Origin of the sequence: Paenibacillus alkalitolerans (assembly GCF_016482785.1) — a bacterium.
GTDB classification, from domain to species: Bacteria; Bacillota; Bacilli; order Paenibacillales; family YIM-B00363; genus Paenibacillus_AE; species Paenibacillus_AE alkalitolerans.
The window spans coordinates 203,368-220,729 of sequence record NZ_JAEMXM010000003.1 but is presented as its reverse complement, the minus strand read 5'-3'; the positions used below and the strand labels follow the sequence as shown (position 1 = coordinate 220,729).

16 protein-coding genes are annotated in these 17,362 nt (G+C 51.0%); 2 read left to right on the top strand and 14 right to left on the bottom strand.

Annotated elements, in window-relative coordinates; all coding sequences use genetic code 11:
* Positions 1 to 7: 7 nt before the first annotated feature.
* From JET16_RS07700 to JET16_RS07680, 5 genes are all read right to left on the bottom strand, one after another.
* Positions 8 to 1,516 (bottom strand): glycoside hydrolase family 32 protein, encoded by a 1,509-nt coding sequence (locus JET16_RS07700; RefSeq protein ID WP_233531226.1) that lies wholly within the window; start codon positions 1,514 to 1,516, stop codon positions 8 to 10.
* A 61-nt stretch (positions 1,517 to 1,577) separates the two neighbouring features.
* A complete protein-coding gene (locus tag JET16_RS07695; RefSeq protein ID WP_199615222.1) occupies positions 1,578 to 3,212 on the bottom strand; it encodes an ABC transporter substrate-binding protein in 1,635 nt (544 codons plus the stop codon).
* A gap of 89 nt (positions 3,213 to 3,301) precedes the next feature.
* A complete protein-coding gene (locus tag JET16_RS07690) occupies positions 3,302 to 4,201 on the bottom strand; it encodes a carbohydrate ABC transporter permease (protein WP_233531224.1) in 900 nt (299 codons plus the stop codon).
* An 11-nt stretch (positions 4,202 to 4,212) separates the two neighbouring features.
* On the bottom strand, positions 4,213 to 5,115 hold the full coding sequence (locus JET16_RS07685) for an ABC transporter permease (protein ID WP_199615221.1): 903 nt from the start codon (positions 5,113 to 5,115) through the stop codon (positions 4,213 to 4,215).
* Between the two features lie 68 nt (positions 5,116 to 5,183).
* The gene (locus JET16_RS07680; RefSeq protein ID WP_233531221.1) at positions 5,184 to 6,191 is read right to left on the bottom strand and encodes a LacI family DNA-binding transcriptional regulator; all 1,008 of its coding nucleotides are present in this window, start codon (positions 6,189 to 6,191) and stop codon (positions 5,184 to 5,186) included.
* Between the two features lie 435 nt (positions 6,192 to 6,626).
* Here JET16_RS07680 and JET16_RS07675 point away from each other — a divergent pair, with 435 nt between their 5' ends.
* Complete coding sequence (locus JET16_RS07675; RefSeq protein ID WP_233531220.1) at positions 6,627 to 7,277, top strand: MOSC domain-containing protein; 651 nt, start codon at positions 6,627 to 6,629, stop codon at positions 7,275 to 7,277.
* Positions 7,278 to 7,784: 507 nt separating this feature from the next.
* Here the strand turns inward: JET16_RS07675 and JET16_RS07670 are convergent.
* The 9 genes from JET16_RS07670 to gloA2 all read right to left on the bottom strand — a co-directional run bounded on the left by JET16_RS07670 (position 7,785) and on the right by gloA2 (position 15,648).
* Positions 7,785 to 8,549: a DODA-type extradiol aromatic ring-opening family dioxygenase gene (locus JET16_RS07670; RefSeq protein WP_199615219.1), complete on the bottom strand. Its 765-nt coding sequence runs from the start codon at positions 8,547 to 8,549 to the stop codon at positions 7,785 to 7,787.
* Positions 8,550 to 8,558: 9 nt separating this feature from the next.
* Positions 8,559 to 10,739: a heavy metal translocating P-type ATPase gene (locus tag JET16_RS07665; protein WP_199615388.1), complete on the bottom strand. Its 2,181-nt coding sequence runs from the start codon at positions 10,737 to 10,739 to the stop codon at positions 8,559 to 8,561.
* A complete protein-coding gene (locus tag JET16_RS07660; protein WP_199615218.1) occupies positions 10,657 to 11,037 on the bottom strand; it encodes an ArsR/SmtB family transcription factor in 381 nt (126 codons plus the stop codon). The genes JET16_RS07665 and JET16_RS07660 overlap by 83 nt, the downstream gene beginning before the upstream one ends.
* A 365-nt stretch (positions 11,038 to 11,402) precedes the next feature.
* Positions 11,403 to 12,902: an IMP dehydrogenase gene (locus JET16_RS07655; RefSeq protein ID WP_199615217.1), complete on the bottom strand. Its 1,500-nt coding sequence runs from the start codon at positions 12,900 to 12,902 to the stop codon at positions 11,403 to 11,405.
* 80 nt (positions 12,903 to 12,982) lie between these two features.
* Positions 12,983 to 13,609 (bottom strand): DUF3298 and DUF4163 domain-containing protein, encoded by a 627-nt coding sequence (locus JET16_RS07650; protein ID WP_199615216.1) that lies wholly within the window; start codon positions 13,607 to 13,609, stop codon positions 12,983 to 12,985.
* Between the two features lie 73 nt (positions 13,610 to 13,682).
* On the bottom strand, positions 13,683 to 13,850 hold the full coding sequence (locus JET16_RS07645) for a hypothetical protein (protein ID WP_199615215.1): 168 nt from the start codon (positions 13,848 to 13,850) through the stop codon (positions 13,683 to 13,685).
* 369 nt (positions 13,851 to 14,219) lie between these two features.
* Positions 14,220 to 14,534, bottom strand: a complete 315-nt coding sequence (locus JET16_RS07640; RefSeq protein ID WP_199615214.1) for a hypothetical protein — start codon at positions 14,532 to 14,534, stop codon at positions 14,220 to 14,222.
* Between the two features lie 134 nt (positions 14,535 to 14,668).
* A complete protein-coding gene (locus tag JET16_RS07635; RefSeq protein ID WP_325176644.1) occupies positions 14,669 to 15,049 on the bottom strand; it encodes a DoxX family protein in 381 nt (126 codons plus the stop codon).
* 212 nt (positions 15,050 to 15,261) lie between these two features.
* Positions 15,262 to 15,648: an SMU1112c/YaeR family gloxylase I-like metalloprotein gene (gene gloA2, locus JET16_RS07630; protein ID WP_199615213.1), complete on the bottom strand. Its 387-nt coding sequence runs from the start codon at positions 15,646 to 15,648 to the stop codon at positions 15,262 to 15,264.
* Between the two features lie 316 nt (positions 15,649 to 15,964).
* Here gloA2 and JET16_RS07625 point away from each other — a divergent pair, with 316 nt between their 5' ends.
* Positions 15,965 to 17,362: a circularly permuted type 2 ATP-grasp protein gene (locus tag JET16_RS07625; protein ID WP_199615387.1), complete on the top strand. Its 1,398-nt coding sequence runs from the start codon at positions 15,965 to 15,967 to the stop codon at positions 17,360 to 17,362.

Below are 17,362 nucleotides of genomic sequence, written 5' to 3'. Positions count from 1 at the left end.
TCCTCAATTACCGCGCCACGGCAGCCGGGTCGCGGCTCGAATATATAGACTTTAAGGTATGCACTTTCATTGAGACTAGCTTTACGGCGCCTTCGGCCGCATATAATTCCAAACCCGTGCTCGCCGGTTCGGGGAAAATTTGATCCGTCATAACTACCTTGCCGCCGTTGGCAAACACTTCCACGGATGACCAATCCACGAATATGTGCAGCTTAATGCGCCCGTTCTCCGGCGGCAGCGGCGCTCCATGCCTGCATGCGAATTCATGGTGAAAATCGGCGGTTCCCGATTTCGTGCGGTCGATAAACAACGTGCTGCTGCGAACATCGTAACCGACAACGGTTTGCTCGCGCTCCGACTTTCTCAGCTTAAATCCGAATTGCCCGGCATCGCCGATTTCGAAATCGGCTTCAATTTCCAATTGATTTCCCCTTAAGCCCTGCAGCGGGTTTTGGCCCGGTTCGATCCGCAAGCCGTCCCAACGGTCGCTCCAAAGGCGGAGACGCTGGAGTTCTTTCACGGGAATCTGGACTAACCGGATACCGTCAGGTCCGCTCCGCAACGACAATACGCGCGGGAGTGTCATTGCGCCGCGCCATACGCCGCTAGCCGTGGAGTTGGCGTACTTCCAGTTGTTCATCCATCCGATAAGCAATCTCCGGCCGTCTTCGGCGGATACGTCCGACCACGTAACTCCGGCGTAATTATCCCTTCCGTAATCGAGCCATAGCACTGTATCCGAACGATTGCCGTTCCTAAACGCCATACCGTCGAATTCGCCGACAAAATATTGCGTTCTGGAGCCTTCCGGCGTACCGGGGTTATCTCCGATGCTGACGATGAGCACCCATTTCTTATTCCCTTCATCCCCGTCGATAGGCAATTCGAACAAATCGGGGCACTCCCAGACTCCGTCATGCGAGCCGTCTTCAGCTCCGAATTCACTGGAGAACGTCCATTCCTTCAAATCCGGCGAGGAGTAAAATCTGACGCGGTCCCCGGCCGCAAGCACCATAACCCACCGGTTGATCCGCTCATCCCAAAACACTTTCGGATCGCGGAAATCGTCTATATGTTCTTCCGCGAGCACGGGGTTACCCTCGTACATATTCCATGTTCTTCCTTTATCCAAGCTGTACGCCAAGCTTTGCCGCTGTCTTGAACGCTCCGTGCCCGGATACGTGTCGGTATGGGTAAAAACAGCCACCAACCCAGAACCGCCGGAGAAAAATCCGCTCGTATCGTTCCAGTCGACAACCGCGCTTCCCGAAAAAATAAATCCGTTATGATCCGGAGCAAGCGCGATCGGCAGGTGCTCCCAATGAACCAAATCGCGGCTTACGGCATGACCCCAGTGCATCGGACCCCATGTCGTGCCGTTCGGATGGTGCTGATAGAACAGGTGATACTCGCCCTCGTAGTAAACCATCCCGTTCGGATCGTTCAACCAATGCGCCGCGGGACTGAAATGAAATTGCGGCCGGTATTTCTCGTCGTATGTTGTTATTCTCATCATCCACTCCACACCTTTCGGAACCGGAACGGAACGGGATTGTCCCGCTCCGTCCGTTGAAACGTTATTTTTGTGCCGCTTTGTAACGGTCGAGGCCTTTCTGGTAAAGCTCCATCAATTCGTCCAGTCCCATATCCTTCACTTGTTTCACGTATCTGTCCCATTCCTGGTCGATATTGCCGTCGACAAGGAACTTCGCTCTTTGCGTGTCAACGAACTTCAACAAATCCGTTTCTATGCGGTTAATGACTTCCAACTCTTCCGGAAGGAAGAATATGCTCGGATAATTTTCATCTTCCATATACGGTTCGTAATATTTCTCCAGGTCGAGCTTGCGCTGCTTTGCGCGCGGCTCCATATCGACGATCGTCTCGAAGTGCTCTTTCGTAATGACGCCCGCACCGTTCGGAGCCACCTGCTGGCGGTATTCGCCCATGGACACGCCTTCGGGAAGAGGTAGATTCACAAGCTTGCCGGCAGCATCTTTCTCATAGACAATGCCGATCGGCCCCCAGTGAATTTGCGCCGCCATATACGGCTCATATTGCTGGTCGATCCAGCGCATCGTAATTTCCGGATGCTCATTGACATTCGTGATGACGAATGTGCCTCTGCCCGGTCCGCCGCCGTTGCCTCTGCCGATCGTCTTGTGTCCGCCCGGTCCGGTAAGCGGCGGAACGAGCGCATAATCCTTCGCGCGCTCCGACCCGACGACTTCTTCGATTTCCCACCAGATGTAGGAGCCGAGCGTCACATCCGGCGTCTTGCCTTTCGCCAAATATTGAGGAGCCTCTTGCGTGAACGATTCCGGATCGATAAGTCCTTGCTTATACCATTTTTCGTGGAAATACGTAAGAGCCGACTTATATTCCGGCTGAATCGCCGTGAAGATCACTTTACCGTCTCTTACAATGCGATGCTCCAGATTGTCCGGCATGCCGAACGCGCCGAACAAACCGCCGATGTCCATGCACCATTCCATGTGCATAAAACTGAGCGGAATTTCGTCCGCTTTGCCGTTGCCGTTCGGATCCTTCGTCTTGAAAGCGACGAGCGCTTCCGTATATTCGTCCAACGTCTCCGGAAATTTCAGGCCGAGCTTATCGAGCCAAGCCGTATTGATGACATGGAAGAACGGATTCGTGCCAAGCTCGTTCTCTTCCCATGTGGGCAAGCCGTAAATATGTCCGTCCGGAGCGGTGATCGCCGCCTTCAGGTCCGGTCTTTGCTCAAGCAGCCCTTTCAAGTTCGGAGCGTATCGGTCGATCAGATCCTCCAACGGAATAATGGTGCCGTCTTTCCCGAAAGTAATCAGTTCATAGTCGGAAAAGCCCGCTCCGTAGAACGCGTCCGGCAAATCGCCGCTTGCCAGAAGCAAGTTTTTCTTCTCCTGATAGTCGGTATCCGGGATGTTGTTCCATTCAATATGAACGTTCGTCGCTTGCTCCAACCGCTTGAATATTTCCATTTCCCCATACTCCGGAGCGAGATGGGCTTTCGGCGCCACCAGCTTCAAGGTAACCTTGTCGTTCACAATCGGCAGTCCCTCTTTGTTGAAAGAAGACTCCTGTGCCGTTTCGCCGGCGGGTTTGCCCGTGTCCTCGGCCGTACCTTCCTTTCCGCTCTCCTTGGAACACCCCGCCAAGACGAGAGTCGTCGCCATCGCGAGACATAAAGCAATTGACAGCGCCTTTTTCATATTTCGTGCGCCCTCCTTTTTTTAATGTGCATGATTTGTATATAATCACCCGAGAGGCCTTGCCCGGGGGATTACCGCGAAGAGAACCGCTAACCTTTAATAGAGCCGATCATGACGCCTTTCACGAAATACCGCTGAAGGAACGGATATAGAATGAGCAGCGGCAGGCTGGCAACGATGATGACGCCGTATTTGATCAATTCGGTCACCTTAAGCTTGGCCGCGTAAGAATCGACGTCGATCATCATGTTGGAGCTGACTTGGTTTTGCACGAGTATATTTCTGAGCACCAATTGCAGCGGATACTTGGATTCTTCATTGAGATAAATCAACGCGTCGAAAAACCCGTTCCAAAATCCGACGACATGAAACAATACCATAACGGCGATAATCGGTTTGGATAACGGAAGCACAATCATCAAGAAAAATTTCGTGTTCGAACAACCGTCAATGAAAGCGGCCTCCCGCATTTCGTCGGGAATCGCGCTCTGATAGAACGTCCGCACGATAATGATGTTGAACACGCCCGCCGCGCCCGGAATGACAAGCGCCCAAATCGTATTGATCATGCCGAGGTCTTTAATCAACAAGTATGTCGGAATCAATCCCCCGTTGAAGAACATGGTGAACATGAAAAACCACATAAATATGTTTCTTCCGACGAAGTCTTTCCTCGACAACGGGTAAGCGGCTAACAGCGTCAACGCAACGCTGACCGCGGTGCCGACGGCGGCATACAGCAGCGAATTGCCGTATCCGATCCAGATCGTGCCGTCGTTAAAGATGCGCTGATAACCGTCGAACGTAACCCCTAGCGGATACAGCCACACTTCGCCCGAGTAAATCCGGTTCGGGTCGCTGATTGACGCGATCACAACGAAGTACAGCGGGTACAGGATAAGCAGCATGCCGGCCGTCAGCAAGGAGTAATTGATAGCGTCAAATATTAGATCTCCTTTGGTTTTTCGATGCAACATCACTGTTTTCATAGCCGGTCCTCCTACCATAAGCTCGTTTCCGTCAACCTCTTGGCGATACGGTTCACCGCAACCAACAAAACGACATTGATCACGGAGTTAAACAACCCGACCGCCGCGGAGAAGCTGTATTGCGCCTTCTGAATGCCTTGCTCATACACGTAAGTAGGTATGATGTTCGATGTCGCATAGTTGAGGTCGCTTTGCATCAGGAAAGCCTTCTCAAACCCGACGCTCATAATGTTTCCCAGTGCCAGGACGAGAAGAATGATAATGGTCGGCAAAATGCCGGGAATATCGACATGCAGCACCCGTTTCCACTTGCTTGCCCCGTCCATTACGGCCGCTTCGTGCAGCTCGGGATTGACGCCGGCCAGCGCGGCGAGATAGATGATGGCGGCAAAACCGGTCTCTTGCCAAATGCCGGACAGCACATACAACGGTCTGAACCAATCTTCATCCGACATGAAGAGGACCGGTTCGCCTCCGAAGAAGGCGATCATGTGGTTTACGATGCCGCTGTTGGGTGACAAGAACACATGAAGCATGCCCACAAGAACGACGGTGGATATAAAATGCGGCGCGTAAATGACGGTCTGGACGAACTTCTTGTAGCGCTTGGCCAACATCTGATTCAGCATCAACGCGACGAAGATCGGCATCGGGAAGCCGAACACAAGCGACAGAACGCTTAATGACAGCGTGTTTTCCATAATGGACCAGAAATTGTACGATTCGAAAAACCGGATGAAATGCTCGAAGCCGACCCATTCGCTGCCCCAAATCCCTTTGCCGGCGTTGAAATCTTTAAAAGCGATCTGCACGCCGTACATCGGGTAATATTTGAAAACCAAATAAACAATCACTGCGGGAAGCATAAATATGTACAATTCGTAATTTTGCTTCATCCTCACCCATGTTTTCATGCGATCCCCTCCACAGAAGTTTGTTTCGCAAACGTTTGCGTAAACGATTACGTAACCGTTAAAAAAAATTAGCAGGAATCTCGCAAGACCACTTTGGTCGGCAAGCGGATCTCTCCATGGTGGATGCCCGGCTGCTCGATTCTCTTTAGCAGCATATTAGCCGCCGTCTTGCCCAGCTCGAACGACGGCTGCTGCACCATCGATAACGGAGGCTGGGTGATTTTCGCCCACTCGTAGTCGTCGAATCCGATAATCGAAATTTCGCCGGGGATGCGAATTTTTTTCTGCTGCAAATAATGAAGCGCCCCCATCGTCATCACGTTATTCGCTACAAAAAGCGCCGTAGTGCGTTGTTCCGTAACCAAATTTTCCGCTAAAATGTATCCGCTCTCGAAGCTGGAATAACTGGATGCCGCCACCTTGATGAAATTTTCGTCTATCTGTATTCCGTGATCGCTTAACGCTTTCTTGTACCCGGCCAATCTTTCGTCGCTCGTCGTCAAGCCAAGAGAACCGGTAATGAAGCCGATACGGCGGTGTCCGGATCTGATCAGATGAACGACTGCGTCGTAAGTGCCCTTCTCGCCGTCGGTCAATACGCAATCTCCTTGGAAATCCTTCGGCTTCCGGTCGATGAACACAACCGGGTAATCCCCGTCGATCACTTCGTGCAAATAAGAATGGTCCTCGAATGTAGGGGCCATAATCAAGCCGTCGATAAGCTGTGAATTGAACACTCTGATTTGGTCCTGCTCGGTCGTAATGTCCTCTCTTGAGTTGCTAAGAATCAAATTGTATCCGCTTTCCTTCAGCACCTCTTCAATGCCTTGAGCGACCGACATGAAGAAGAAGTTGGACGTATCGTGCGGCATAATCGGGACGAGCAAGCCGATGATATTCGATCTTCTGCTCCGCAGGCTTCTTGCTACCGAGTTGGGCCGGTAATTGAGTTCTTTCATCGCCTGGAATACTCTAGCCTTCGTCTCTTCGGCAACGAATCGGGTATTGTTAATCACATGGGAGACGGTAGCGGTCGACACATTCGCTTTCTTCGCCACATCTTTAATGCTTCTCATAGGTTTCTGCCTCATTTAATCGTTTACGTAATCGTTTTCCTTTATATTAAGCGCTTCCAAAGGTTCCGTCAAGAGTTTTCTTCTACATTTACAATCGGACATTTCTCCCCTTACATTTCACGAATTATGGTATAAGGCATTTTCGAGTACTTATATGTTGGGTCCGGGCAAACGTGTAAATGTGATAAGGGATTATGCGGTGCTTATTTTTCCGGATTTGTGGCCAAAATCAATGACAGCCGGTGAAATAAGTACTCGATAAGCCCTTATGCTATCAATAACTGGCTATGTCAGCAGCAAATAAGTACCTCTAAATCCCCTAACCGGTTAACGATATTTCCGACAACGCCGACGAAGGACGCGAATAAGCATTGTAACCGTTCCGGCAATGAGGCATAATTTTCATTAGTTGTGTATATGGAGGAGAGACGACGGATGAAACCTGCCATTGAAGGATTGTACATAGGTTTGCCAAGGAAAATTACTAATGAAAGCGGGAGCTTCGTTTCAGGCATATGGAAAGATCCCGTGTCCGAGATATATTTGGCGAAAGAGGGCATTGCGGGAGATGGCGTGGCCAATCCCAAGTTTCACGGTGGCCCGGAGCGCGTGCTCTGCGTGTACTCCTCAGAGCATTACGGTTATTGGGCAAACGTGTGCGGCAGGCAGCTTCCTCCCGGGGCTTTCGGAGAAAACTTGACGGCCGCCGGAATGTTGGAGAAGGACGTCTGCATCGGGGACATATACAAAATCGGGGATGCCGTCCTGCAAGTATCGCAAGGCCGGGACCCGTGCTACACGATCTCCAGAAGAAACGAGTACGACCCGCTGCTGTCAAAGATCATCGAGACAGGCTATACAGGTTTCTTCTTCCGTGTCCTAGAAGAAGGATGGGTGCGCCGGGATTCCGAAATCGAGTTGTTGGAGAAGCATCCAAAACAAGTAACGATTGAAGCAGCGAATGAAGTACTCTTTAGGGATCTGGGCAACGATTCGGCCGTACAAGAGCTTATGGAAATACCGGAGCTCGCGGAAGCATGGAAAGCAACTTTGGTAAGAAGGGTGAATAAATACAAACAAGCGTAAGAAGAGCATCTATCGAAAAAAATGGAGTGCGAGCCGAATACGGTTCAGCACTCCATTTTGCGCATATACATAGAGCCGGAATATTAGTTAAAATGAAAAACTCCAATATACAAATTTAACCATGGCATTCCGGTATGAAGCGCTACAATTTTTGCCATTCATTGGATCGGTCAACGCACTCAAAAAGCCCCGCCATCTCGGGAGCAGAAGAGGTTTTCTCCTCGTCGCTTGGGGTTTAAGTGGGTGGCGGATTAGGTGCCAATTTGGTGATTCGACCCCATGGCACAGACAAACCACGAAGCCTGCAATGTAAAGCCGGACAACCGGGAGCGAGCTGGGCTAGCTCCGACCTTTCCACCTGCCTTCCCCGTTTAAGGTGGACAAAGATTGGCCGTTCCGAATTAGGGATATTCAATCACTTATATTGTCAGGCTAATTGAAGTTTAATTATCCTGACAGTTAACGATAATACATTGGAAAAATTATATTTTCGCCCGGCGCCCGAGCCTAAAATTGCAGCGCCAAATAACTTAAAGAACCGAACTCGTACGATTGGTGGAGCACCTTAACGTCCTCCGCCTTCCCGCTTCCCATGGCAATATACAGAGGAACGAAATGCTCCGCCCTCGGAACCGCCATACTCGCATGCGGCGCTTTCTCCATAACATGAAACAGCGACTCCAAGTCGTTGCTCCGCATATGCTCGATCAGCCAATCGTCGAATTCAACAGCCCGCGGATCCGCTTCCGTCGCGCTCATATTCATCGTCCGGAAATTGTGCACGGTGGCGCCGCTTCCGATCACCAAGACTCCCTGTTCACCCAAACTTCGCACAGCTTGCCCGATGCCGTATTGTTCTTCCATCGGCAGGAACGGGTTGACCGACGCTTGAACAACCGGGATATCGGCGTCGGGGAACAGATGAACCAGCAGCGTCCATACTCCGTGGTCCAAACCTCTGGAAGTGTCCTTCCTTACCGGGATTCCGCCGCTTTCCAGCATATTCGCCAGTTCGGATGCGGCTTCGACGGAGCCTTTCGCCGGGTATTTCACCCGGTAAAGCTCCGGAGGGAAGCCGCCGAAGTCGTAAATCGTCTTATATTCCCCGTCGGTCGATGACACAGTAAGAACGTCGCTCTCCCAATGGGCCGTAAACATTACGACGGCTTTCGGTTTCAACGTCCGGCCGTACTCGCGTAAAAAACTCGTATACCCGGTTTGTTCGACGGCGATCATCGGAGAGCCGTGGGACAAGAAAAGCGGTCGCATCATAGCGTTGACTCACTCCATTTTGTTTATTTTCATCAACCTCATGCTGTTAAGAATCACAAGCAACGCCGCCCCCGTATCGCTAAGCACGGCAATCCACAAACTCAACCAGCCCGGAAAAATGAACGCGAGCGCCGCAAATTTCACAACGAGCGAAAACCAAATGTTTTGCTTGATAATGCGGAGAGCCTTCCGGCTGAGAGCAACCGTATAGGGCAGCCGTTCAATATGATCGGCCATAAACACGACGTCGGCGGTTTCCATCGCGGTATCCGTTCCGGCGCCGCCCATCGCGATTCCCAAATCGGCCGTTGCGAGCGCGGGCGCATCGTTCACCCCGTCGCCGACCATGGCGACAAGCTTCCGCTCCTCTTGGATTTGTTTGACCGCTTTCACCTTGTCTTCGGGCATCAGCTCCGCAATATAGCGGGTGATTCCGGCTTCGGCTGCGATCTTCTTCGCCGTACCCAAGTTGTCGCCCGTCAGCATGACGATGTCGGAGATCCCGGCTTGCTTCAGACCGTTCACCGTTTGATTCGCCGTCTCTCTTAAAGCGTCGGCAACGGCAATCAAGCCGAACAGCTTTTCCTTCGTGCCTACCAGAACAACCGTATTTCCCTCGTTATTCATCTTTTGCAGCTCCGACAGCAGCTTCTCATCCATTGCAGCGCCCATCGTCTGAAACAATCTGAAATTGCCGGCAAAAACTTGCTCGCCTTCGATTTCCGCTTGAACCCCCATACCGACCAAGCTTCTCCGCAATCTTGCTTCTTTGGGAGCGACATCGTTATTCTTCGCATACTCCACAACTGCCTGAGCGATCGGGTGAGCGGACTGCTCCTCCAATGCGCGGGCCATAGAGATAACTTCTTCTTCCGCCGCCGCCAAAGGAACGACGCGGGACACTTTCGGCTTCCCTTCGGTCAACGTACCCGTCTTGTCGAATGCGACGGCTTGAAGCTTGCCGGCCGTTTCGAGAAAAGCGCCGCCTTTAATCAATACCCCGTGCTTGGCGGCATTGCCGATCGCCGAAACGACCGCCACCGGCGTAGAAATCACCAATGCGCAAGGACATGCAACGACCAGAAGCTGCAATCCTTTGTAAAACCATTCCCCCCATGTCCCGAATCCCGCAACCGGGGGCAGGAGCATGACGAGCAGCCCTGCCGCAAACACAATTGGAGTATACACCCTGGCGAACTTGTCGACGAACGCTTGCGCTGGCGCTTTCTGTTCTTGCGCTTCCTCCACCAAATGTATGATCTTGGAGATCGTCGTCTCTTCCGCATGCTTGGTCACTCTAATTTCGAGCGAGCCGTGCCCGTTCAACGTCCCCGCAAACACAGGATCCCCGGCCTTCTTGTCGACGGGTATCGATTCCCCGGTAATGGGAGCCTGGTTTACGCTCGATTCGCCTTGAACGACTGTGCCGTCGAGCGGAACTTTATCGCCCGGCCTTACGACGATCGTTGCGCCGACAGCAACATCCTCCACAGGTTTGCGGACGAGCTCCTCCCCCTTCTTCACCCACGCTTCGGGCGGAGCCAGGTCGAGCAGCCGGCGGATGGAGCTGCGCGTGCGTTCGATGGATCTGCCCTGCAGCACATTCCCCAGCGCAAACAGCCAGACGACCGCCGCTCCTTCGAGCCATTCCCCGATGGCGGCTGCGCCGATTACAGCCGCGGTCATCAGCACGTTCATATCCAGCGTCCGGCTTCGAATCGCGTAGAACGCGCTTTTGGCCGGTCTATATCCCCCGATGAAGACGGACAAAGCGTACAACGAATTTGTAAAATGTCCCGCCATCCCCGAATAACCGCCTATCATGCCGAGAACGAGGAACACCCCGGATAAGACGAGCAAATAATATCCGGGACGGGGTTCCGCCGCCACCCGCTTGCCCGTTGCTCCGGATAATAAAGATGCTTTGTACCCCGCTTTGCCGACTTCTTTCACAATATCTTGCACGCTGCCCGCATGTTCGATTCTCATCTTTCCGGTGGAGAAGTTCACGCTGACGTTGCGAACATCCGGATGATTTTGCAGATGCTTTTCGATCGTCAAAGCGCAGGAACCGCAATCCATCCCTTCAATCCGGTACGTTTGAGTTTCACTCATCGTGCGCCGCCTCCGCATGCTTGCCTTCGCTTCCGTGCTCCATGGCAAGCAGAATGAGCTGCTTGACGTGTTCATCGTCAAGAGAATAGAACACGAGCTTCCCGCTCTTCCTATACTTGGCTAATCCCAAGTTTTTTAACAACCGCAGATGGTGCGAGACGTTCGCCACCGTCGTGCCGATCACGTTCGCAACGTCGCATACGCAGAGCTCCTCTTCGAGACAGAGCGAATAAGCGATTTTCGCGCGGGTGTCGTCGGCCAAAGCCTTAAAAATCTTCGCCATATATTCCGTGCTGTCATCCCAAAGCTGTTTCTTCAGCCGGTTGACCTTAGCCTCGTCGTAGCAAAATATCTCGCAAGTATCTTGATCCATGCATAAACCGCCCCATTCATTCTAACATTCGTTTGAATATAATATACAGCTTCCGGCTTAAATGTTCAAATGAATATTTGAATGTATTTCCCGCTTTACTCCGATTTCCACCGGTTACTTTGTACTCCCCTTTCAAACTGTACAGGTACAGATCTCAATTTAATCATATTATTCGACATATTTCGCTATAACTGTACCGGCACAGATGCCGAGAAACATTCCTAACCGGCTGTAAGTAACGCAATCTGTACCGGTACAGTTCATAAGGAAGTTCAATGCCTCAGTGTTTTAGCGCAAATAAAAAGCTGCCTTCAGTCATCTTCGATGACTTTCGAGGCAGCCGCTTTATGATTAAATATTTCGTATTATTCCCCTGACAACGTGCTTTCCTTCAATATAACGTCGTGCGCCCCGCCTTCGACAAGGCTGGTAGCGGATACGACCGTAATTCGCGCTTTGCTCTGCAGCTCCGCGATCGATAACGCGCCGCAGTTGCACATCGTGGATTTGATTTTGCTTATCGTCTTGTCGAGGTTCTCCCGCAGGGTTCCCGCATACGGCACGTAGGAGTCGACCCCTTCCTCGAACACGAGACTCTGCTTGCCTCCCGAATCGTACCGCTGCCAATTGCGGGCGCGATTGGAGCCTTCCCCCCAGAACTCCTTCACAAAGTTGCTTCCGAGCTTAAGCTTCTTCGTCGGACTCTCGTCAAACCTGGCAAAATACCGGCCCATCATGACGAAATCAGCCCCCATGGCGAGCGCGAGCGTGATGTGGTAATCGTGCACGATGCCGCCGTCGGAGCAGATCGGCACGTAGACGCCCGTCTTTTTATAATATTCGTCCCTTGCTTCCGCAACTTCCATAACTGCCGACGCTTGTCCTCTGCCGATCCCTTTTTGCTCCCGGGTAATACAGATGGAACCGCCTCCGATGCCCACTTTCACGAAGTCGGCTCCGGACTCCACCAAATACATGAAGCCTTCGCGGTCGACGACGTTCCCCGCGCCGATCTTGACGTCGAAGTTCGATTTCACGTATTGGATCGTCTCGCGCTGCCATTCGCTGAACCCGTCGGACGAGTCGATGACCAGAACGTCCGCTCCCGCGTCCACCAAGGCGGGAACCCTGTCCCTGTAATCCTTCGTGTTGATGCCCGCGCCGACGATATAGCTCTTTTTGGCATCGAGCAGCTCGAGCGGATTTTCTTTATGCGCGTCGTAGTCTTTGCGGAACACCAAGTACTCGAGATTTTGCTGCTCGTCCACGATCGGGAGGCAGTTCAACTTGTGCTCCCATATTAAGTCATTGGCTTCCGGCAGCGTAATCCCCGACCGGCCGTAAATAAGCGAAGAGAACGGCGTCATAAATTCACTGACCGGCTTGTCCGACGGATCGCGGCTCGTCCGGTAATCTCTGCTTGTCACGATGCCGAGCAGCTTGCCTCCCGGAGTTCCGTCATGCGTGACGGCCACCGTGGAATGCCCGGTCTTCACTTTCAATTCCAGAATGTCTTTCAGCGTATGACTTGGAGTAAGATTCGAGCGGCTGACGACAAAACCCGCTTTATACCCTTTCACTTTGCTTACCATCAACGCTTGTTCTTCCACCGGCTGCGAACCGAAAATAAACGAAATACCGCCGCACCGCGCCAAAGCGACCGCCATGTTATGGTCGGACACCGCTTGCATGACCGCGGATGAGAACGGTATGTTCAGTGAAATCGCAGGCTCTTCGCCCTTATTGAATTTAACGATCGGCGTTCTTAGATTGACATTGTCCGGCGTGCAGTCCTTCGTTGTCAAATTCGGCAGCAATAGAAATTCGCTGAACGTACGTGACGGTTCCAAGTAATAATGAGCCACTCTCCTCTGTCCTCCTATTCGAATATTTAGCTAAATTTTTACGATGATAACACCGATGGAGAGAAGACGTCAATAGTTAATTACAGACCGGGCAGCATTTTTCCCAGAGGACCTTCCTCGTCCACAATATCCTGCAGCGAATAAACGGATATCGGGAACATCGGAAACCCGTATACGTACGGGGTGATCTCATACAATTGGAAATATACGACCAACGCTTTATCCGCGATATAGTAATCTTGATCCGGAGAAATGCCCGTGAATTCACCCAGCAGCGGAATATCTCTTTCCTTGATTTGCGCGCGAACGGTGTCTGAAATTCTCGCGGCGTAATTGGTTCCCGGACGAAACAACTCGCTTAATGCGTAGGTTTTGCCGGTTTGGACATCGAAGGTGAGCGATTTAAGCAGCGTCATGCCGTGCGCCATCGGCGGCGTGTATGCGTAATTGTTCTGAGTCAGGCTCAACACTCCGCGTTCGTTTGTCTTCATTTCATAGTACCCCGTCATCGTCGTTTGGCCTGGCACCTGATATTTCCTCTGTTCCGCCATTAACGCATTGACCTGCCCGACGATCGTCCGGTTGATTTGTTCCTGCACGCCCGTGTTCCGCATTCCCCACACTCTGGGAAAATAAATCTCCGCATTGGGAACGACGTGTGAAACGGTTTGGATCGATACGGGAAATTTCGTCGGCTCCGCCGCCATAGCGCATTCCTCCTGCCGCTTTGTTACATTAGCCTATGCGGCAGCGCCGATTATGTGCCCGGATGCATCCAGCCTACTTCTTAAACTCGCCTCCGTTTTGCCGTTCGCGCATTTTGTTCCGGTATTCCCTTTCGCCGTTCCAATAGTGGATGCTGGGGAGCGGATGCGACATGTATTCGTTGAGCAGGCTTGTTCCGACGAACGAGATCAAGCTCCAATCCCAACTTTTTAGAAACTCCATGCTACCACCGCCATTTTTAACCAGTATATTCGGCCGGCGGTTTGTCTGATTCTGTTCGATTGTTGTTTTTTAGCCCAAGATGAGGGTATATTGAGAGGAAATCATGTAATACAGAGGTGCAAAATGACTGCGAGCAAGAATGTGTTTTATTGTGTTGCGAAGAACCTCCGTGCTTCAAGCGAAGTCGGTTCAGAAAGAACCCGGAGAATAAGTTGTTTCGGCTAATTAATTTCAAATTTTGAAGTTATTTTGTTCCAAACGGGTAAACCGGCCATAACAATTTCAATTTTTGAAGTTATTCGCCTCCATCGACCGTTTAACTTCAAAAATTGAAACTATTGTTGCTCCATGCCCGAAGGCAGCCGCCCCCTAAAGTGAATCCAATATATTCATCGACTTGATGTGCTTTTTCGTCTCCTGCGTGCCCAGATCGTAAAGCATCTGATATACCTCTTTCATATATTTGTCGAACGGTTCGAGGACGTCGTCCTCCGCATAAACCGTCGCGGGATTGTGCAATCTGATGTACGTATCGTTATCTTCTTCCTCCACTGCGTGAAACAGCTCGTGCAGATACTCCACCTGCTCCGGCGTGGCTTCGATTTCCAATTCGTAAGCGGAGTCGCCTTTATTTTGCATGATGGTTCTTGCCTGAACGGAAACGTAGTACCTTTTCTTCTCCATACTCAAATCCTCCTGATCAAGGTAGGTCATTTCGTTATTATTTTTCAGAATTGCAAAATTATGTGCCTTGTAAGCAACAAAAAAACACCCCGAATCCGGAGTGCTTCGCCGCGTGCGGCATGCCGTTTCACGCGTTACATTTTTACCGACGTTTTATTAGAGGAAACAAACAATTTATCCAACGCGAATAATTTGCTCCCGCTTAGCGCCAGAAGAATCGAGACCGCCAACAGCATCAAATCCAGCTCGTACCCCGCCGCCTGCTGGCTGCCCAGAAAACCGGCGGCAAGCTTTACTTTCAATATAGCTCCTATCATTATCAAAGCAATTAATACTGAAACTATGCGTGTTCCGAGGCCGATGATCAACGCGATGCCGCCGGCAAGCTCGATGACGGCGACAGCATAAGCGAGAAAGCCCGGCAAGCCGATACTTTCGAACCAACCCGCGATATTGCCGATCCCGCTTTGGAATTTTACGATCCCGTGCATCAAAAAGGTAACGCCCAGCACAATTCACACTATCAACAAACCAACTTCCGCTTTCTTACTCACTATATAACTCATCCTCTCTTCTCAACTTATTGTTACTTTTCGTAACTTAGTATATTTTGATAGCTAAATTGTGTCAAGTAAATAATTATTAATTGGAAACAATTTTCTCTTAATATATCTTGTTGTATAGATGGAGTCATATTTTCGGAGAGGCTAGGGAATCTGGAGCATGTTTATTTTTCGTACAATTCCAGCGGCAAGCCGTCCGGATCCGAGAAGAACGTAAACTTCTTCCCCGTTACCGGATCGGTTCGAACCGGCTCCACTTGTACACCTTTGCCCCGCAGCTCCGCCGCCGCCGCGTGCACTTCGTCAACTTCGAACGCCAAGTGTCTCAATCCGCGCGCTTCAGGGTAGCTCGGACGCTCCGGAGCGCCCGGAAACGAAAAGAGCTCGATTTGATAATCCCCGCCAACCGCCAAATCCAGCTTCCAGGAATCCCTTTCTTCCCTGTACGTTTCATTAACGACGGCCAGTCCAAGCTTATTCACATAAAAATCTTTCGAAATCCCGTAATCGGAGCAGATGATTGCAGTGTGATGGATTTTGTTAAGCTTCAACGTTTTTACCTGCCTTCGTATTTTGATGTGTCCGGTAAGGTAAGTATATCAAAACCGAAGCACCCCAATAAGAGCCCAAAGTCCAATTCAATATGTTAATTTTGTGTAGTATAAATTGACACAATATCCGAGTTCAAAGTATGATATAGCATATATCCGTCACGTATATTGATAATTATGTAATATTAATTAACATTAAACTTACATATAATTTACTTCTATTTCCTGCAAACAAAAGGAGGCGGTTGACGTGTCGAGCGCCGAAAAATCACCCCCGCTCCTCAAGCATTATGATTCTCAATCCTTTTATGACGAAATGTTTGACAACAATTCAACGGTACGGCCCCACTACGAGCCGATATATCGTGTTTTGTCGCGCTTGAAGACTTACGATCTCGTTTCGCGCCAGAAAGCTCTCGATCAACGAATGATGGAAGAAGGCATTACGTTCACGCTGTACACGAAGGAGCAGAACAACCCGCTTGAAAGAACGATCCCCTTCGATTATGTGCCCAGAGTCATTCCCCGGCATGAATGGGACACGGTGGAGAAAGGGCTTGTGCAGCGGGTGAGGGCGTTAAACGAATTTACCCGTGACATCTATCATTCTCAGCATATTGTCAAGGACGGCATCATTCCGCGCCGCATGATCTTAAGCAACAAATATTTTCGTATCGAAATGATGGGACTTGACGTTCCGCAGAACGCATACATGACCACCTCGGGTATCGATCTGATTCGTGATGAGAACGGCCGTTATTTTGTATTGGAAGACAACCTGCGCTCGCCTTCAGGATTTTCTTACCTGTATAAAGGGAGAACCCTGATGAGCGAAGTGTTTCACGATTTATACTTTTCATGCGCGGTTCGGGACGTGGAACAAAGCTTGAATATTTTCTTGAGCTCGTTGAAAAGCTTGGCCCCTTCCGGCAAACGCAATCCCCTGATCGTCCTATTGACGCCGGGACCTTACAACTCCGCTTATTACGAGCATACGTTTTTGGCGCAGCAGATGGGCATCCATCTGGTGGAAGGACGGGACCTGGTATATAGAGACCATAAAATTTATATTCGAGATTTGCACGGACTTCGTCAGGTGGACGTCATATACCGCCGGATCGACGACGATTATTTGGACCCGCTCGCTTTCAATCCCGATTCGATACTCGGCGTTCCGGGCCTGATGAATGCATACCGTGCCGGCAACATAGCTATTGCGAACGCTCCGGGTACGGGCGTCGCCGACGACAAGGCGATTTATGCGTACGTTCCGGACATGATCCGGTATTATTTGGGCGAAGAGCCGGTGCTGAACAATGTGCCGACGTATATTTTATCGCGCAAAGAAGACCGGGAATATGCGCTTGATCACCTGGAGCAGCTTGTGGTTAAAGAAACGTCTTTGTCGGGCGGATACGGCATGCTGATCGGTCCTCTGGCGGCTCCGAAGGAAATTGCCGCATTCGCCGATGCGATCCGGGCGAATCCGGACCGGTACATTGCGCAGACGACGATGAAGCTTTCCCGCGCCCCGGTCATGCTGAACGGAGTCATGGCGCCGCGGCATATAGACCTTAGGGCGTTCGTCTTGACGGGCCGCGACATCAGGGTCATTCCGGGAGGATTGACCCGGGTGGCCCTGACGGAAGGATCCTTGGTCGTAAATTCCTCGCAGGGCGGCGGCGTGAAAGATACCTGGGTATTATCACATTAG

Excerpts from the sequence above, each read along its gene's own strand:
- JET16_RS07700 (WP_233531226.1), bottom strand. The coding sequence starts at position 1,516 with ATGATGAGAATAACAACATACGACGAGAAATACCGGCCGCAATTTCAT.
- JET16_RS07695 (WP_199615222.1), bottom strand. The coding sequence starts at position 3,212 with ATGAAAAAGGCGCTGTCAATTGCTTTATGTCTCGCGATGGCGACGACT.
- JET16_RS07690 (WP_233531224.1), bottom strand. The coding sequence starts at position 4,201 with ATGAAAACAGTGATGTTGCATCGAAAAACCAAAGGAGATCTAATATTT.
- JET16_RS07685 (WP_199615221.1), bottom strand. The coding sequence starts at position 5,115 with ATGAAAACATGGGTGAGGATGAAGCAAAATTACGAATTGTACATATTT.
- JET16_RS07680 (WP_233531221.1), bottom strand. The coding sequence starts at position 6,191 with ATGAGAAGCATTAAAGATGTGGCGAAGAAAGCGAATGTGTCGACCGCT.
- JET16_RS07675 (WP_233531220.1), top strand. The coding sequence starts at position 6,627 with ATGAAACCTGCCATTGAAGGATTGTACATAGGTTTGCCAAGGAAAATT.
- JET16_RS07670 (WP_199615219.1), bottom strand. The coding sequence starts at position 8,549 with ATGATGCGACCGCTTTTCTTGTCCCACGGCTCTCCGATGATCGCCGTC.
- JET16_RS07665 (WP_199615388.1), bottom strand. The coding sequence starts at position 10,739 with ATGAACACGTCAAGCAGCTCATTCTGCTTGCCATGGAGCACGGAAGCG.
- JET16_RS07660 (WP_199615218.1), bottom strand. The coding sequence starts at position 11,037 with ATGGATCAAGATACTTGCGAGATATTTTGCTACGACGAGGCTAAGGTC.
- JET16_RS07650 (WP_199615216.1), bottom strand. The coding sequence starts at position 13,609 with ATGGCGGCGGAGCCGACGAAATTTCCCGTATCGATCCAAACCGTTTCA.
- JET16_RS07645 (WP_199615215.1), bottom strand. The coding sequence starts at position 13,850 with ATGGAGTTTCTAAAAAGTTGGGATTGGAGCTTGATCTCGTTCGTCGGA.
- JET16_RS07640 (WP_199615214.1), bottom strand. The coding sequence starts at position 14,534 with ATGGAGAAGAAAAGGTACTACGTTTCCGTTCAGGCAAGAACCATCATG.
- JET16_RS07625 (WP_199615387.1), top strand. The coding sequence starts at position 15,965 with ATGTTTGACAACAATTCAACGGTACGGCCCCACTACGAGCCGATATAT.